15 protein-coding genes are annotated in these 16,301 nt (G+C 75.4%); 2 read left to right on the forward strand and 13 right to left on the reverse strand.

Annotated features, from left to right (window positions below; translation table 11 throughout):
• The first annotated feature begins 37 nt into the window (after nucleotides 1-37).
• On the forward strand, nucleotides 38-748 hold the full coding sequence (locus ABD353_RS01680; protein WP_344621616.1) for a GntR family transcriptional regulator: 711 nt from the start codon (nucleotides 38-40) through the stop codon (nucleotides 746-748).
• A 24-nt stretch (nucleotides 749-772) separates the two neighbouring features.
• Here ABD353_RS01680 and ABD353_RS01685 read toward each other — a convergent pair whose 3' ends face one another.
• From ABD353_RS01685 to ABD353_RS01705, 5 genes are all read right to left on the reverse strand, one after another.
• Nucleotides 773-1,045, reverse strand: coding sequence for a hypothetical protein (locus tag ABD353_RS01685; RefSeq protein WP_344621617.1), 273 nt, complete (start codon nucleotides 1,043-1,045; stop codon nucleotides 773-775).
• Nucleotides 1,046-1,160: 115 nt separating this feature from the next.
• Nucleotides 1,161-2,846, reverse strand: a complete 1,686-nt coding sequence (locus tag ABD353_RS01690) for an allophanate hydrolase (RefSeq protein WP_344621618.1) — start codon at nucleotides 2,844-2,846, stop codon at nucleotides 1,161-1,163.
• Nucleotides 2,843-6,415 (reverse strand): urea carboxylase, encoded by a 3,573-nt coding sequence (uca, locus tag ABD353_RS01695; RefSeq protein ID WP_344621619.1) that lies wholly within the window; start codon nucleotides 6,413-6,415, stop codon nucleotides 2,843-2,845. Before uca ends, ABD353_RS01690 begins: the two co-directional genes overlap by 4 nt.
• 9 nt (nucleotides 6,416-6,424) lie before the next feature.
• Nucleotides 6,425-7,030 carry an urea amidolyase associated protein UAAP2 gene (locus ABD353_RS01700; protein ID WP_344621620.1) on the reverse strand — a complete coding sequence of 202 codons (606 nt, stop codon included), beginning with the start codon at nucleotides 7,028-7,030 and terminating at the stop codon, nucleotides 6,425-6,427.
• Entirely contained in the window at nucleotides 7,027-7,836 is an 810-nt protein-coding gene (locus tag ABD353_RS01705) for an urea amidolyase associated protein UAAP1 (protein ID WP_344621621.1), read from the reverse strand. The genes ABD353_RS01700 and ABD353_RS01705 overlap by 4 nt, the downstream gene beginning before the upstream one ends.
• A gap of 120 nt (nucleotides 7,837-7,956) precedes the next feature.
• On the opposite strand from ABD353_RS01705, the gene ABD353_RS01710 reads away from it, so the two are divergent.
• Entirely contained in the window at nucleotides 7,957-8,667 is a 711-nt protein-coding gene (locus ABD353_RS01710; protein ID WP_344621622.1) for a TetR/AcrR family transcriptional regulator, read from the forward strand.
• Between the two features lie 22 nt (nucleotides 8,668-8,689).
• Here ABD353_RS01710 and ABD353_RS01715 read toward each other — a convergent pair whose 3' ends face one another.
• The 8 genes from ABD353_RS01715 to ABD353_RS01750 form a co-directional block, all read right to left on the reverse strand.
• On the reverse strand, nucleotides 8,690-10,186 hold the full coding sequence (locus tag ABD353_RS01715; protein WP_344621623.1) for an amino acid permease: 1,497 nt from the start codon (nucleotides 10,184-10,186) through the stop codon (nucleotides 8,690-8,692).
• 234 nt (nucleotides 10,187-10,420) lie between these two features.
• On the reverse strand, nucleotides 10,421-11,881 hold the full coding sequence (locus ABD353_RS01720; protein WP_344621706.1) for an aminopeptidase P family protein: 1,461 nt from the start codon (nucleotides 11,879-11,881) through the stop codon (nucleotides 10,421-10,423).
• Nucleotides 11,882-12,087: 206 nt separating this feature from the next.
• The gene (locus tag ABD353_RS01725) at nucleotides 12,088-12,462 is read right to left on the reverse strand and encodes a hypothetical protein (RefSeq protein WP_344621624.1); all 375 of its coding nucleotides are present in this window, start codon (nucleotides 12,460-12,462) and stop codon (nucleotides 12,088-12,090) included.
• 58 nt (nucleotides 12,463-12,520) lie between these two features.
• Nucleotides 12,521-12,955 carry a roadblock/LC7 domain-containing protein gene (locus ABD353_RS01730; protein WP_344621625.1) on the reverse strand — a complete coding sequence of 145 codons (435 nt, stop codon included), beginning with the start codon at nucleotides 12,953-12,955 and terminating at the stop codon, nucleotides 12,521-12,523.
• 37 nt (nucleotides 12,956-12,992) lie between these two features.
• Entirely contained in the window at nucleotides 12,993-14,006 is a 1,014-nt protein-coding gene (locus ABD353_RS01735) for a transcriptional regulator (protein ID WP_344621626.1), read from the reverse strand.
• Entirely contained in the window at nucleotides 14,006-14,389 is a 384-nt protein-coding gene (locus ABD353_RS01740) for a hypothetical protein (RefSeq protein ID WP_030268693.1), read from the reverse strand. Before ABD353_RS01740 ends, ABD353_RS01735 begins: the two co-directional genes overlap by 1 nt.
• A 167-nt stretch (nucleotides 14,390-14,556) precedes the next feature.
• A complete protein-coding gene (locus tag ABD353_RS01745; RefSeq protein ID WP_344621627.1) occupies nucleotides 14,557-15,906 on the reverse strand; it encodes an MFS transporter in 1,350 nt (449 codons plus the stop codon).
• The gene (locus tag ABD353_RS01750; RefSeq protein ID WP_344621628.1) at nucleotides 15,903-16,238 is read right to left on the reverse strand and encodes a hypothetical protein; all 336 of its coding nucleotides are present in this window, start codon (nucleotides 16,236-16,238) and stop codon (nucleotides 15,903-15,905) included. The genes ABD353_RS01745 and ABD353_RS01750 overlap by 4 nt, the downstream gene beginning before the upstream one ends.
• Nucleotides 16,239-16,301: the final 63 nt, after the last annotated feature.

The following is a 16,301-nucleotide window of genomic DNA, read 5'->3' on the forward strand; positions in this document are numbered from 1 at the left end:
TGTACGATGGGGTCCAGTACACCTCCGGAGGCACACCATGGCGGACCTCAAGCCCCGCGCCCTCATCTCCGTCCAGGAGAGACTGCGCGACCAGGTCGCCCACGCCCTGCGCGCGGCCCTGATCTCCGGCGAGCTGCGCCCCGGCGTCGTCTACTCGGCGCCCGCCCTCGCCGCCGACTTCGGCGTCTCCGCCACCCCCGTGCGCGAGGCCATGCTCGACCTCGCCCGCGAGGGCCTGGTCGAAGCCGTCCGCAACAAGGGATTCCGGGTCACCGAACTCAGCGAACGCGACCTCGACGAGTTCACCGAGATCCGCGCCCTGATCGAGGTCCCCACCGTCGGACGGGTCACCCGCACCGCCACCCGCGACCAGCTCGAAGCCCTCCGCCCCGAGGCCGAGGCCATCGTCGCCGCCGCCCGCGAGCACGACCTCATCGCCTACCTGGAGGCCGACCGCCGCTTCCACCTCGGCCTGCTCGGCCTCGCCGGCAACGCCCGGCTCGTCGAGACCGTCGGCGACCTCCGCAAGCGGTCCCGGCTGTACGGCCTCACCCGGCTCGACCAGCGCGGCGAACTCGTCTCCAGTGCCGAGGAGCACCTCGAACTGCTCGACCTGATGATCGCCGGCGACGCCGAGGCCGCCGAGGAGTGCATGTCCCGCCACCTCGGCCACGTCCGCTCGCTCTGGGCGGCCGGACTCGAAGCCCCCGCCGAGGAGGAGGAGCCGCTGCGGCTCCGCGCCCGCTGAGACGCCCGGCCTGCGCCGGGAGGGTCACCAGCCGGGGCGGTGGTCCTGCGCTATGGCCTTGGACAGGTCCTCCGGTGAGCCCAGCGGGCACGGCCGGCCGTTCAGGAGGGCCGCGGCTATCGTCACCTGGTCCGACCACTCGATGACCAGCCGGTCCCGCCCGCGGACGTAGCAGTTCCGGCCCCAGACCCGGCTGCGCCCCGTGATCTCCGGGAAATCGGCGGGGCCGGCCGACAGTGCGCGCGACCAGCCCGCCCGCTCGATCTCCTGATCCCAGAAGCCAGGGCCAGCGATCATGGCTACCTCCTTGCAAGTGCACGACACCTTCACATCCCGGGCCGATTCGGGGCAAGTCAGGTGCGGGGCTCTTGGGAGGTCGGGTGGGGTGGGCCGGTCCGTGCGCACGGCCGGATCAGGGGTGCGCAGTTCCCCGCGCCCCTGCTGGAGCGCCTAGGTAGGAGCGCCAGCTTCCGGTGCGGGTGATGTCCTCGGCTCCGGTGAGGGCGGCGGGTTCGCAGAGGAAGCCGGGGGTGCGGGTGCCGTCGGAGAGGAGGACGGGGCCGAGGGCCATGGGGTGGGGGAGAGCGGCCAGCAGGGTGCCGAGGCCGGCGGCCGGGAGCTCCCAGAGTTCGCCGGCGACGGCGGCGCCGTCCGCCTCGACCCGGACGAGGCCGGGCTTGGGCGGGACGGTGTCCAGGGCGTACAGGCGGTAGACCGGGGCCGTCGCCACCTCGCCGCAGAACCGGCCGCCCAGGGCGGTGAGCTGGCCGTTGAGGGGCTGGCCGGTGAGGTGGGCGCCGAACACCGCCAGCCGGACGGGGGGTTCGGTGAGCAGCCGGGCCAGGGTGCAGAGCCGCGCCTCGGTGTCGGCCCGGCCGACCAGCATCACGCCGAAGGGCAGTCCCCGGACGGTGCCCGCCGGTACCGCGACCGCGCAGAGGCCCAGCAGGTTGGCCGAGTTGGTGAACCGGCCGAGCCGGGCGTTGCCGCCGACCGGGTCGGCGGCGACCTCCGCGAAGGTCGGGTGCCAGGTGGTGGTGGGCAGCAGCAGGGCGTCCGCGTCGCCGAGTTGGGCCAGCGCGAGGGCCCGCAGCCGGTCCAGTTCGGCGAGGTCGGCGTAGAGCCGGTGGGCGGGGAGGTCACGGGCGGCGCCGATGATGCCGGCCACCACCGGGTCGAGGCCGTCGCCGCCCTTCTCCGCCAGGGCGTCCACGAACTCGCCCACCGCCGTGTACCGTTCGGCCACGAATGCGCCCTCGTACAGCATCGCCGCCACCCGGTCGAAGGGGGTGAGGTCGAGGTCGCGCAGGTCGGCCCCGGCCGCGGCGAACCGGTCGGCCGCCGCGGTGAAGGCCTCCGCCCAGCCGTCGGCGAGGGTGCCCAGCCGGGCGGCGGCCGGGACGGCGATCCGCCAGGGGCCGGGGCGACGGGCGGGCGGCGCGGCCGGTGCGGGGTCGGCGAGCAGCCGCAGCGCGGCCTCCGCCTCGTCGACCGTCCGGGCGAACACCGAGACGCAGTCCACGCTCGCGCAGGCCGGCACCACGCCCTCGGTGGGCACCCGGCCCGGGGCGGGCTTGAGGCCGACGATGCCGTTGAGGGCGGCCGGCACCCGCCCCGAGCCCGCGGTGTCGGTGCCGAGCGCCAGGTCCGCGATGCCGAGGGCGACGGCGACGGCCGAGCCGGAGCTCGACCCGCCGGCGATCCGCTCCGGGGCGAGGGCGTTCCGCACCGCGCCGTACGGGCTGCGCGTGCCCACCAGGCCGGTGGCGAACTGGTCGAGGTTGGTGGTGCCGAGGACGACCGTGCCGGCCGCGCGCAGCCGGGCCACCGCCGGGGCGTCCCGCTCGGGGAGGTAGGCGTAGCCGGGACAGCCGGCGGTGGTGGGCAGCCCGGCGACGTCGATGTTGCCCTTGACCGCGCAGACCGTGCCGGCCAGCGGCAGGTGCTCGCCGGCGGCGACCCGGGCGTCGACCAGGGCGGGCTCCGCCTCGGCCTCGGCCTGCGGACGGAGGTCGATCCAGACCTCCGGCCGGTCGGCGGCGGCGATCCGCGCGTACGCCCGGCGGACCCGCTCCACGGCCGTGACGACGGCGCTCACGCGACCGCCCCCAGCACCACGAGCGGGCTGCCGGCCTCGACCTGGTCGCCGGAGCCGACCAGCAGCTCCGCGACCACGCCGTCCCGGTCCGCGGTGACCGCCGACTCCATCTTCATCGCCTCCAGTGCCATCAACTGCTGCCCCTTGCGCACCCGTTCGCCCGGTGCCACGTCGACCTTCCACACGCAGGCGGTGAACTCGGCCTCCACCACGCTGCCGCCCGGCGGTGCGGTGACGGTGCGCGCCGCCACGGGTGCGGTGCCGGCCGCCCGCTCGGCCCGGTCGAACTCGCCCGCCTCCTCCCAAGCCTGCCGCTCGGCCGCGAAGGCCGCCGCCTGGACGGCCCGGAACTCCGCGATCGGCCCGGCGTTCTCGTCGAGGAAGCGCAGGTGGTCCGCCAGCGCGAACTCGCCCTCCTCGATCTTCGGCGCGAACCGGCCGGCCGCCATGTCGGCCCGCATCTCCAGCAGTTCCTCCGCGGAGACCGGGTACCAGCGGATCCGGTCGAAGAACCGCAGCAGCCACGGCGCGCCCGGCTCGAACGGGCCGCGCTGCTGCCAGCCCGACCACATCTGCACCGTCCGCCCGACGAACTGGTAGCCGCCCGGCCCCTCCATGCCGTACACGCAGAGGTAGGCGCCGCCGATGCCGACCGAGTTCTCGGCCGTCCAGGTGCGGGCCGGGTTGTACTTGGTGGTGACCAGCCGGTGCCGCGGGTCGAGCGGGGTGGCCACCGGGGCGCCCAGGTAGACGTCGCCGAGGCCGAGCACCAGGTACTCGGCGTCGAAGACCGTGCGGTACACCTCGTCCACGGACGCCAGGCCGTTGATCCGCCGGATGAACTCGATGTTCCACGGGCACCAGGGCGCGTCGTCGCGGACGCCCGCCATGTACCGCTCGATCGCCTCCCGGGTCGCCGGGTCGTCCCAGGACAGCGGCAGGTGGACGGTGCGGCTCGGCACCACCAGCCGGTCGGTGGCGGGCAGCGCCCGCTCGATCTCCCGGACCAGCGCCAGCAGTTCGGGCAGCGGCAGGACGTCCGGGTCGACGTGCACCTGCAGCGAGCGGATGCCCGGGGTCAGGTCGACGACGCCCTCCGGCCGCCGCGCCGCGAGCCGCTCGGCCAGCGCGTGGACGCGCATCCGCAGCGCCAGGTCCAGTTGCATGGGCCCGTACTCGACCAGCAGGTTGTCGTCGCCGCTGCGCCGGTAGGTGACGCTCGGCCGGTCGGGGGCGGCGGGGGTGCGGTGCAGCACACCGCCGTCCACGATCGCCGGGCGGGAGGCGCGCGGTGCGGCGGCCGGCGTGCGGCGCAGCGCGGCGGCGCCCTCGGCGGTGACGGGCACGAAGCGGACGGTGTCGCCGGGGCGGAGCTGGCCGAGCTTCCAGCGCTGGCCGGAGACGACGGTCGCCGGGCAGACGAAGCCGCCGAGGGAGGGGCCGTCCGGGCCGAGCAGCACCGGCATGTCACCGGTGTAGTCGACGGCGCCGACCGCGTACGGGGTGTCGTGGATGTTCGAGGGGTGCAGGCCGGCCTCGCCGCCGTCCGGGCGGGCCCAGGCGGGCTTGGGGCCGACCAGGCGGACGCCGGTGCGGGCGCTGTTGAAGTGCACCGACCAGTCGGCGGCGTAGAAGTCGGCGATGTCCTGCTCGGTGAAGAACTCCGGTGCGGCGTGCGGGCCTTCGACCGCGGGCAGCTCCCAGGCGGAGGTGAACTCCGGGCGGTCGGCGACCGGGCCCGCGCCCCCGCCGAGGGTGGCGGTGCCGCCGTGCAGCACGTCACCGGTGCGCAGCGCCCGGCCGCCGTGGCCGCCGAAGCCGCCGAGGGTGAAGGTGGCGGCGCTGCCGAGGAAGTCCGGGGCCTCCAGGCCGCCGGCGACCAGCAGGTAGCTGCGCAGACCCGGGCCCGGCGGGGCGGGGACGTCGAGCAGGCCGCCGGCCGGGACGAGCACCGGCTCCCACTGCGGCACCGGCAGGCCGTCCACGGTGACGGCGGTCGGTGCGCCGGTGACGCAGACCCAGGTGGGTGCGGTGAAGCGCAGCGCCGGGCCGAGCAGGGTGCACTCCAGGCCGGGGGCGCCCTCGGGGTTGCCGAGGGCCCGGTTGCCGAGCCGGAAGGAGAGGTCGTCCATCGGACCGCACGGCGGCACCCCGACGTGCCAGTAGCCCGTCCGGCCAGGCCAGTCCTGGACGGTGGTCTGGGTGCCCGCCCGGACGACCTCGATCCGCGGGGTCGGGTCGGCGACGTGCGCCAGGGTGCCGGTGTGGTGGACGGCCGAGGCGACGGCCGGCACGGCGGGGACGGCGCGCAGCAGACCGAGGTTGGTCTCGATGCCGTGGATCCGGGTGCCGTCCAGCGCGTCGGTGAGCCGGGCCAGCGCGTCCGCCCGGTCGGTGCCGTGCACGATCACCTTGGCGAGCATCGGGTCGTAGGCGGTGGTGACCTCGGTCCCGGTCTCCACCCAGGTGTCGACGCGGACGCCGGGCGGGAAGGCGACCTCGGTGAGCAGGCCGGCACTGGGCCGGTGGTCGCGGCTCGGGTCCTCGGCGTAGACCCGGGCCTCGACGGCGTGGCCGTCCGGGGTGCCGACCTCGCGGACCACCGAGCGGTCGCCCTGGGCGAGCCGGAGCATCCACTCGACCAGGTCGACCCCGTACACCGCCTCGGTGACCGGGTGCTCCACCTGGAGGCGGGTGTTGACCTCCAGGAAGTACGCCTCCTCGCGGGCGGCGTCGTAGACGTACTCGACGGTGCCGGCCGAGCGGTAGCCGACGGAGGCGCACAACTGGCGGGCGGAGTCGGCGAGCTGCCGGCGGACGCGGTCGGGCAGGCCCGGCGCGGGCGCCTCCTCCAGCACCTTCTGGTTGCGGCGCTGCAGCGAGCAGTCCCGGTCGCCGAGGGTGACCACCCGGCCGGCGCCGTCGCCGAAGACCTGCACCTCGACGTGGCGGGCGTGCTCGACCAGGCGCTCCAGGAAGACGCCGGCGGTGGCGAAGCTGGCGGCGGCGACCCGCTGCACCCGCTCCCAGGCGTCGGCGAGCTGGGCGGCGTCCCGGCAGGCCTGCATGCCGATGCCGCCGCCACCGCCGGTGGCCTTGAGCATCACCGGGTAGCCGACGCCCTCGGCGGCGGCGAGTGCGGCGGGCAGGTCCGGCAGCAGTCCGGTGCCGGGCAGCAGCGGCACCCCGGCGGCCTCGGCGGCCGCGCGGGCGGTGTGCTTGGCGCCGAAGACCTCCAGCTGGCCGGGGGTCGGGCCGACGAAGGCGAGCCCCGCGGCCTCCACCCGCCGGGCGAAGGCGGCGTCCTCGGAGAGGAACCCGTAGCCGGGGTGCACCGCACCGGCTCCGCTGTCGTGGGCGGCCTGCAGCACCAGGTCGGTGCGCAGGTAGCTGTCCTTGGCGGCGGCCGGGCCGAGCCGCACCGCGTGGTCGGCGAGCCGGACGTGCGGCGCGGAGCGGTCCGGGTCGGAGTACACGGCGACGGTGGCGATGCCGATCCGGCGCGCGGTACGGACGATCCGGGCGGCGATCTCGCCGCGGTTGGCGATCAGCAGGGTGTCGTAGGCCATGGTTCCCGCTCAGTCCTCGGTGATCGTCATGCGGACGGGCGTCGGGTCGAAGCCGTTGCACGGGTTGTTGATCTGCGGGCAGTTGGAGACCAGCACCAGGACGTCCGTCTCGGCCCGCAGCACGACCCGCAGGCCGGCGGCGGAGAGGCCGTCGACGATGCCGAGGGTGCCGTCCGCCTCGACCGGCACGTTCATGTACCAGTTGATGTTGGAGACCAGGTCGCGCTTGCCGAGGCCGTGCCGGGCGCCCTCGGCGAGGAAGTTCTCCACACAGGCGTGCTGCGACCAGGTGTGGTGGCCGTAGCGCAGGGTGTTGGACTCCTTGGAGCAGGCCCCGGCGATGGTGTCGTGCCGGCCGCAGTCGTCCTCGACCACCGTCATCAGCGGGGTGTGCTCGGTGGAGAGCAGCACGGTGCCCTTGTCGACGAAGACCGAGCCCTGGGCCTGCAGGGTGTCGGCGGCGCTGTAGCGGACGGACGGGTCGTGGGCGTCGTAGACCAGGCAGTCCACGGCCTGGTTGCCGTGCAGGTCGGTGACGGTGAGCAGCTGTCCGCGGCGGACGACGGCGGACCAGGCGCCGCGGGCGGGCACCTCGGCGTCGAGCAGGACGGTCATCGGGCCCCCAGGGCGGCGGTGTTGAGGTGGGCGCGGTGGCGTTCGGGCGTGGCGTCCCAGTGCGGGTCGCCGGGGCCGGTCACCTCGCCGGGCACGGCGGTGACCTGCAGCGGCGAGCAGTGCCAGGCCGGACGCGGGTCCAGCGGGTGGGCGGTGTTGGCGAGCAGCAGGGTGGCGTGCTGCTCCAGGCGCAGGACGACCCGGGTGCCGGGGCCGGCCGAGCCGGTCGGGTGCAGGGTGCCGTCCGCGGCGACGGTCACGCCCCGGAAGAAGGAGACCGGGGCGGGCAGGTCGCGCCGGGTCAGGCCGTGCTTGGCGGCGGCCAGGGTGAGCAGCTCGCGGCCCGCGGGGGAGGGGCCGTGCGCGGCGCCGTCGCCGTAGCGGGCGGTGTTGCGGGCGGCGGTGGAGGTGCCGGCCAGCGCGTCGTGCCGGCCGGAGGTGTCCTCGACCAGGGTGGCGAGCACCCGGCCCTGGTCGGAGAGCAGCTGGCTGCCCTCGGTGAGGTAGGCGTTCCACTGCACCTTGACGGTGTCGGCCGCGTTCAGCCGCTCCCACGGCCGCCCGGTGACGTACAGCAGGAGGTGCGCGCAGGCGTCGCCGTCCCGGTCGGTGAGGGTGACCACCGTGCCGGCCGGGAGGACGAGGTGGGTGTAGCCGCCGGCGGCGACGGTCTCGGACCACAGGGTGCCCGGCGGGGGCGGCAGCAGCGGCATGCAGTCGACGACCGTGCCCGCCTGGGACCTGGCGTGGGCGCGGGCGGCCGTGGTGGTGGCGGTGCCGGCCTCGGCCTCGTGGATTTCTGTCATGCGACAGAAATTAGGGAGGCCCGGCTTCACCGCCATTGCCCGTGCGTAACACGGGAGTTACCGTCCCCTCACCGGGGCCGCCGACCGTGGTGAGGGGCACCGGTGTGCGAGGATCGCCGGGTGTCCGCCACCAGCCGCCCGACCGCCCCGCATGCCCGCGCCGCCCGCACCGCCACCACCTCCGGCACGGGCCGCGTCGGCCGGCCGCGCGCCCAGGGCCCCTCGGCGAGCGGCCTCGCCCCGCGCGAACAGGTGCTCGCCGCGGCCGCCGAACTCTTCACCCGCAACGGCTACGCCGCCACCACCACCCGCGCCGTCGCCGAACGCGCCGGGATGCGCCAGGCCTCGATGTACCACTACTTCGCGGGCAAGGAGGACATCCTCGCCACCCTGCTGGAGAGCACCGTCGAACCCTCGCTGGCCTTCGCCACCGCGCTGCTCGCCGACCCGGACGCCGACCCCGCGCCCCGGCTGTGGGCGCTGGCCGCCCGCGACTGCGAACTGCTCTTCGGCGGTCTCTACAACCTCGGCGCGCTCTACCAGCTGCCCGAGGTCCGCGGCGAGCGGTTCGCCGACTTCCGCGGCGCCCGCGAGGCGCTGAAGGCGGCGTACGGGCGGCTGCTCGCCCTGCTCGACCCCGGCGCGGACGCGGCCCTCCGCGCCGACCTGCTGTTCGGCCTGGTGGAGGGCGGGGTGGCGGTGGCCCGGGAGCGCGGCGGCCGTTCGGCGGAGCCGGTGGCCCGGGCCGTCGCGGACGCCGCGCTGCGCTTCGCCGGCTGCGGCCCGGAGCGCGCGGAAGCCGCCCGCCGGGAGGGCGAGCGGCTCCTGTGAGCGCGGGTCCGCGGCGCCGCCGTCAGCGGCGGCGCAGCCGGTAGGCGGCACCCGCCGCGACCGCGCCGGCGAGCACCAGCACCGCGAACCACCGCAGGTACCAGTGGCCGCCGTCCGGGTCGTACACCGAGGCGCGCGGCCAGGCCAGGTTGACCGTCATCGCCACCCCGTACAGCAGGGCGAGCACGTTCACCGGCAGCCCCCAGCGGCCGAGCGTGAAGAGCGGCCGGCCGGTCTCGTCCGTGTCCGGCCCGCCCTCGCCGAGCGGCAGCCGGCGCACCCGGCGGACCAGCATCGCGCCGACCACCAGCGCGTACGCGGCGTAGACCAGCACGATGCAGGTCGCCGAGAGCGCCAGGAAGGCGGCCGGCGAGACCAGGTTCAGCAGCAGGAAGGCCACCGCCGGGACGCCCACGGCGAGCGCCGCCCACCGGGGCATGCCGCTGGCGGGTGCGACCTCGGCCAGCCGGCGGGCGCCGGGCAGGGCGCCGTCCCGGGCCATCGAGAAGACCATCCGGGTGCCGGCGGTCTGCATCGCGAGGGTGCCGACGCAGACCGCGACCGCCACGTCGGCCAGCAGCACCCGGCCCAGCCCGTCGCCGATACTGCTGGTCAGCACGTACGAGAGCCCCTCGGCGGCGAGCCGGCCGTCGGTCAGGCTGGGGGCGGCCAGCACGCCGCCGAGCAGCAGCAGGCCGCCGCTGACCCCGGCGGCGGCGAGCGCGGTGAGGATGGTCCGCGGCGCGGTGCGGCGCGGGGCGACCGTCTCCTCGGAGAGCTCGCCGGCGCTGTCGAAGCCGATCATCACGTACGCCGCGGTGAACGCCCCGACCAGCAGCGTCCAGGCGCCGCCGCCGGTCGGCGCGGTGTGCAGCACCACGCCCACCGGCTGCTCGGTGTGGGTGAACAGCAGCACCAGGATCAGTGCGATGCCGGCGAGTTCGGCCGTCACCCCGACGCCGTTGACCAGCGACAGCACCCGGTTGTCCACCGCGTTCACCAGGGTGGTCAGGGCGATCAGCGCGGTGCCCAGCAGCACCGCGTTGGCCGCGCCGCTCGCGGTGGTCGGCGAGGGGTCGCCGCCGACCAGCTGGAAGCCCGGCCACAGCGCCGGCAGCACCACCTGCAGGGCGAGTGCCGCGGCGGTGACCACGACCACCTGGCCGAGCACCATCAGCCAGCCGGTGAACCAGCCGTACAGCGGGTTCGCCAGCCGGGTCGCCCACTGGTAGATCGCCCCGGAGATCGGGTAGCGGGCCGCGAGTTCGGCGAAGCAGGCGGCCACCGCCAGTTGGCCGGCGAGCACCGCCGGCCAGGTCCAGACGAAGGCCGGGCCGGCCGCGCCGTAGCCGAAGGCGAAGAGCTGGAAGACCGTGGTCAGCACCGAGATGAACGAGAAGCCGGCCGCGAAGGAGCCGAACCGGCCGATGGTGCGGTGGAGTTGCTGGGGGTAGGGGAGCGCGCCGGCGGACGGCGGACCGGCGGTACCGGCGGGAGCGAGCGACGTGCTGGTGGTCATGGGGCACCGGCCTTCCGCAGGCGTTTTCTGTCGGGTGACAGAAATTAGGGCCGGTCGGATTCCCGTGCGTTGCCCGCCTGTTGCCGCGAGGTTGCCGTGTGCTCACCGGAGTCGGGACGGTGTCTGTGACGCCGTCGGGCGGGGCGCGGCGGTGGTGCCGCCGCGGCGCGAGGGACCGGATCGGGCGGGGCGCCGAGGACCGGCGCCCCGCCCGGGGCCGGAACTGCCGGCCCGTCAGCCCGCCAGGGTGCCCATCCACTCCTCGATGCCCGCGACCGTGCGCGGCAGCGCCGCCGACATCAGCCGGGCGCCGTCCGCGGTGACCACCAGGTCGTCCTCGATCCGGATGCCGATGCCGCGCAGCTCCGGCGGCAGGGTCTCGTCGTCCGGCTGCAGGTAGAGGCCGGGCTCGACGGTGAGCACGTGGCCCTCCTCCAGCCGGCCGTCCAGATAGGTCTCGGCGCGCGCCCGGCCGCAGTCGTGCACGTCCAGGCCCAGCATGTGGCCGCTGCTGCACAGCGTGTACCGGCGGTGCAGCCCGCTCTCGGCCCGCAGCGACTCCTCGGCGGACACCTTCAGCACGCCCCACTCCGCCAGCCCCTCGGCGATCACCGTCATCGCCGCCCGGTGGAAGTCGCGGAAGCTCGCGCCCGGCCGGACGGCCGCGATGCCGGCCTCCTGCGCGGCCAGCACCAGCTCGTAGACGTCCCGCTGGGCGCTGGTGAACCGGCCGCTCAGCGGCAGGGTGCGGGTGATGTCCGCGGTGTAGAGGCTGTCGGTCTCCACACCGGCGTCGAGCAGCAGCAGCCGCGACGGATCGAGCGGCCCGTCGTTGCGGATCCAGTGCAGCACGCAGGCGTGCGCGCCCGAGGCGACGATCGTCTCGTACCCGGTGCCGTTGCCCTCCAGCCGGGCCCGCCGCTCGAAGGTGCCCTCCAGCCAGCGCTCGCCGCGGTGGTGCCGCAGGGCCTCGGGCAGTGCGCGGACGACGTCCTCGAAGCCGGCCGTGGTGTGGTCCACCGCGAGCTGGAGCTGGCCGACCTCCCAGGCGTCCTTCACCAGGCGCAGCTCGGACAGCACGGCGGCGAGCCGGTCGTCCCCGGCCGTGCGGGCCGCGGCCGGGCGGCCGGTCAGCGCGTCCACCGCCGGGTCCACCCCGGCCAGCACCCGGGCCCCGGGGCCGACGGACTTCGCGAGCGCGTCCAGGTGAACGGTGCGGATGCCGGTCAGCTGCTCGGCCTCGTCGAGGTCCGGCCGCCGCCCGACCCAGAACTCGCCGTAGCGGCGGTCCCGGTAGAACTCGGAGCCGCCGCCGCGCGGTGAACGCGGGCGGACGTGCAGCACCGCCTCGCCGTCCGGCTCGATCACCAGCACGTGGCCCACCTGCTCCTCGCCGGTGAGCCCGGTGAGCCAGGCGTACGCGCTGTGCGGCCGGAAGCGGAAGTCGCAGTCGTTGCTGCGGACCTTCAGCTGCCCGGCGGGCACCACCAGGCGCTCGCCGGGGAAGGCCGCGGCCAGGGCGGCGCGGCGGGCCGGCGTCACCCCGTGGGCGGCGACCCGCTCCGAGGCGGGCAGCGGGCTGGGTGCCCAGGCGGTGCCCATGAAGGCGTCCAGGGCGGGGGAGACGGGAAGGTCGTGGCTGCCGGTGTTCGGCGGGGCGGGGACGGCGGGCGTGCTCGCGGCGTCGGTGGTCACGGCGTCGGCTTTCACGGCGTCGGTGGTCACGGCGGGCTGGCTCTCCTTCGGGGGCGCGGGTGGGGTGGCCTCAGGGCATGTGCAATTTCACATTGCCATGTTATGTGTGACACCTCAATACCGGCCAGGGGCCTGCCCCGCCACTTTCGCCGGACGCACCGGCGGGCCGGGGGATCACCCCCGGCCCGCTGCCCGTTGTGCTGCTGTCAGACCTCCAGCTCGGCCTCGATGCGCTTGAGCTGGTGGCGGGCCATCGCCAGGTTGGAACGCTGCTTGTCGATGGCGAGGTAGAGGAACAGACCCTTGCCGGAGCGGCTGGTGAGCGGCCGGATCAGGTGGTACTGCGTCGACAGGGTGATCAGGATGTCCTCGATCGCCTCCTTGAGGTTCAGCATCTCGATCGCCCGGACCTTGGCCCGGACCACGTCGGTGTTGCCGGCCGCGGCGACGTTCAGGTCGAGCTCCGGGCCGCCGCCGATGGTGCCGAGGGCCATACCGCTGTTGTAGTCGACGAGGGCAACGCCGATGGCGCCCTCGATCGAGCTCATCGCGTCCTTGAGTGCGTGCTCCGTGCTGGCCATGGTGGTTCCTTCCAGAAGGTGGATCGACGGTGTGTCGGTGATGCTGGGTCAAACGTGGTCAGGGGCGGTCCTGGCGCTCCAGGGCCGCATCGGCGATCGCGGCGATCCGGCCGCCGGCCCGGCGGGCCTCGAAGTGCAGCCGGCCGACATTGGCGTCCGGCCCGGCGAACAGCGTCAGCACGACGTAGCCGCCGGCCGCGTACGTCGCCGTGTAGCCGTGTTCGCCCCGGGTGAGCAGCTCGCGGAAACCGCCCTGGCCGCTCGCCTCGATCAACCGGGAACCGACGCCGAGGGCGGCCGCGGTCAGCGCCGCCAGGCCCTCCGGTTCCAGGCCGTTGGTGTCGTGCGCGACCACCAGCCCGTCGGTGGTGGCGACCAGCCCGCCGGTCAGGTGCGGCACGGTGGCGCGCAGCCCGCGCAGTTCGTTGAGCACCTCCGGCTCTGGCAGGGCCGGTGTCCGCTTCGCCGTGAACTGGCGCAAGGCGCGCTTCATGACGCGGCCCGGAACGGCGTACGGGCGGGTGGGACGCTCACAGTCGGGCCTCCAGGGCGGCTCGGATCCGGAGCAGCAGGGCGATCTCCGGATCTGGCGGGAAGTCGTGCAGCGCCGGCGACGGCAGCAGTACCTCCGGGTGGGCCGGGGGCGGCCCGGCCTGCGGTGGCACTCCGCCCGGCCGTACCGGTGCGGGCGACGGGACGGGTGCGGCCACCGGCCCGGTGGCCGGGCCGGCTGCGACGGCCGGGCCGACTGCGGCGACCGGCGCGGGCCCGTCCCTTACCGCCGGGGTCTCGACGAGCCCGACGGCCGCCAGGTGCCGGATGTCGAGCAGGGTGGTGTAGGCGGACCGGCCGAGCAGCCGGGCGATCTGGGCGGGTGTGCGGTACCCGTCGGCCGCGGCGAGCACCGCCCGCCGCCGACCGCTGCAGGCGGCGGCCCTGCGGTCGGGGGTCGCCGGTTCGGTGCGGGCGCGGACGGGGGAGACGTCCAGGCCCGCGGCCGGGTGGGTGCGGTCCAGCAGCGCCCGCCGCCGGCCGACCGCGAGGCGCAACTCGCCGGCGTCGAGCGGCCGGACCAGGGTCAGCCCGGGCCGCACCCCGGGCAGGAAGCCGATCGGGCCGTCGTTCTGCGGCAGTGCGAAGAACGCCGCGTCCAGGACGGCGGTGAGGTGGCAGAGCTCCAGTTCGCCGCGGCCGATCGCACCGGCGGCGACCAGGTGCTCGGCCGCGTTGCCGGTACCGCGGGTCGCGGCCATCGCGTCCGCCCAGGTGCGGGCGGAGAGCCGGCCGGCCGAGGTGAGCAGGGTGCCGACGTCCGGGGTGGCCGGGCTCTCGGCGTGCACCACCTCGCCGTCGACCAGGTGGACGGTGCCGGCGGAGCCGTGCAGGGCGCCGGTGGCCCGGTCGGCGGCGAGGTCGGTGAGGGCGGCCTCGAAGACGGTGGCCGGGGCGAAGCCCGAGCGGTGCCTGCGGGGCAGTCTGGTCGTGGGGCGGTGGACGACCGGCAGGGGGGCCGGTGGCAGCATCGGCTGCAGGGTCGGCTGCATCAGGCGAGCACCAGTCCGTCGGCGATGGTGGCGAGCCGCAACCGGGCCATGGCGAGGTTGGCGGTGGCCCGGTCGAGGCGCAGGTAGAGGAAGACGCTGCTGTCGAACGCCGTCTCCACGAAGCGGATCAGGTGGTACGTGCCCGCCGAGGTGACGATGACGTCCTCGGCCGGGGCGGTTCTCGCGGCGGGGTCGGCGAAGGACGAGGTCTGGGTGATGGCCCTGGCCACCTCCGTGGCGTCGGCCGCCCCGGCGTCGTGGTCACCGCCGGGGCCGGCGCCGGCGGCGCCGAGGGCGAGGCCGCTGGTCCAGTCGACCAGGCTGGCACCGAGAGCCCCGGTGATGGTCATCGCCTCGATCAGGCAGTCGTCGATCCCCGGCAATGGTGTGCACCCCTCCTCAGCGCCCCCGTGACGCGTCCGTGGCCACGCCCTTACTGGCTGTAGCCCCAACGGGGCGTAACGCTACCGCGCCGTGGACGGCGCGGGGGAGGGTTCCGGCACTTTCCTCGGGCATATGCCCGACTCCCGGGGTTTTCCCTGACGAGGGGTCAGAGTCCCTTCTCCTCCTGCGCGTCGGGCAGGTCGCGGAGGCCGGGGATCGGCGAAGGCAGCAGCCAGAGGAACGAGGTGAGCGCGCCGATGGCGGCGACCCAGAGCGCCGGCCGCAGGCCGAGCGTGCTTCCGAGCACCCCTCCCAGAAGGGAACCTAGCGGACGGATGCCGTAGTTGACCGCCTGATAGGCGCCGGAGACCCGGGATCGGAGCCGATCCGGGATTACTGCCGCGAAGAGCGAGCCGACTGTGATATCGAGGAGCATCACGCCGATGCCCGAGCCGAAGACCGCGGCCAGCAGCAGCGCGACCACCGGCAGGGTGCCGCCGCGCGCCGCGGGGACGAGCAGCAGCGGCGCCGGGTAGGCGATCAGCCCGAGCACCGCGGCCCGGCCGATGCCGATCCGGCGGCTGATCCGGGCGGTCACCGTGGCGCCGATCAGCCCGCCGAGCGCGCCCGCGCTGAGGACGGCGCCGAGCAGGCCCGCGGACAGGCCGAGTTCGGTCGTCGCGTACAGCACGAACAGTGCGGCGATCATGAAGGTGAAGAGGTTCACCGTCGCCGTCCCCAGCAGCGCGGCCCGCATGATCGGGGTGGTGGTGATGAACTTCAGTCCGGCCGAGATGCGGCCGCGGGCCTTCGGCTCGGCGGGCGGCTCGGCCGGCCGGATGCTGCCGAGGGCGACCGCGGAGGCGAGGAAGGACAGTGCGTCGGCGACCAGCGCCAGCGGCGCCGCGAGCAGTTGCACCAGGCCGCCGCCGAGACCGGGCCCGGCCGCCGAGGACATCGCCCGGCTGCCGTTGACCAGCGAATTGCCCTCGACGTAGCGCCCGTCCGGGACGACCGCCACGAACAGCGGTGCGTTGCAGACGTCGAACAGCACGGCGAAGGTGCCCATCGCGAAGGCCACCACGAACAGCTGGGTGAGCGTCAGGACGCCCAGCAGGAAGGCGAGCGGCACGGTGAGCAGCAGCACCGCCCGGGCGATGTCGGCGACGATCATCACCCGGCGGCGGTCGGAGCGGCCGTCCGCCCAGGTGCCGGCGTGCAGGGCGAAGAGCAGGCTGGGCAGCCAGCCGGCGGCGGTGAGCAGGCCCATCCGGCCGGCGTCGGCGTGCAGCGTACTGACGGCGACCAGCGGTAGCACGATGGTGGTGATCTGGTCGCCGACGGCCGAGATGGTCTGACCCGTCCAGTACCGGCGGAACTCGGTGATCCGGAGCAGGGCGGGTATCAGCCGCCGGCCGCGGCGGTCGGAGTGGCTGGGCTGGTCGGGGTCGGGCTGGTCGGGGCCGGTGGGCGGCGCGGAGGGGTGCGTGCCGGGGGGCTCGGTCGTGGCGGTCACCGTGCCTCCTCCTCGGTGGGGCCCTGCGGGTGGTCGGAATGGTGCGGGCGGTCGGGTGCGGGGGGTTGGCCGCCGGGGGCTGGCAGGTCGACCGGGAGTGCCATCCGGACGACCAGCACCGGGCGGCTGCCGGCCGGACGGTCGGCCCCGGCACCGAGGCGGTCCAGGTAGGGGCGGGTCAGCTCGTCCATCCGGGCGCCGAGTTCGGTGAGCTCCTCGGCGGTGAGGTGCAGCAGGGTGTCGCCGATTCCGGCGGCGCTGCGCCAGGCCGGCTCCTCCTCCGGCTGGGCCTCCAGCCAGCGGGCGGCGAGGGCGGCGTACCGCTCGACCACCGTGCGCTGGAGGGCGCGGGGCCCCGGGGGGGGGGGGGGGGGCGGCGGGGGCGGGGGCGGCCT

It is taken from the genome of Kitasatospora arboriphila, from assembly GCF_039528095.1.
Lineage (GTDB): Bacteria > Actinomycetota > Actinomycetes > Streptomycetales > Streptomycetaceae > Kitasatospora > Kitasatospora arboriphila.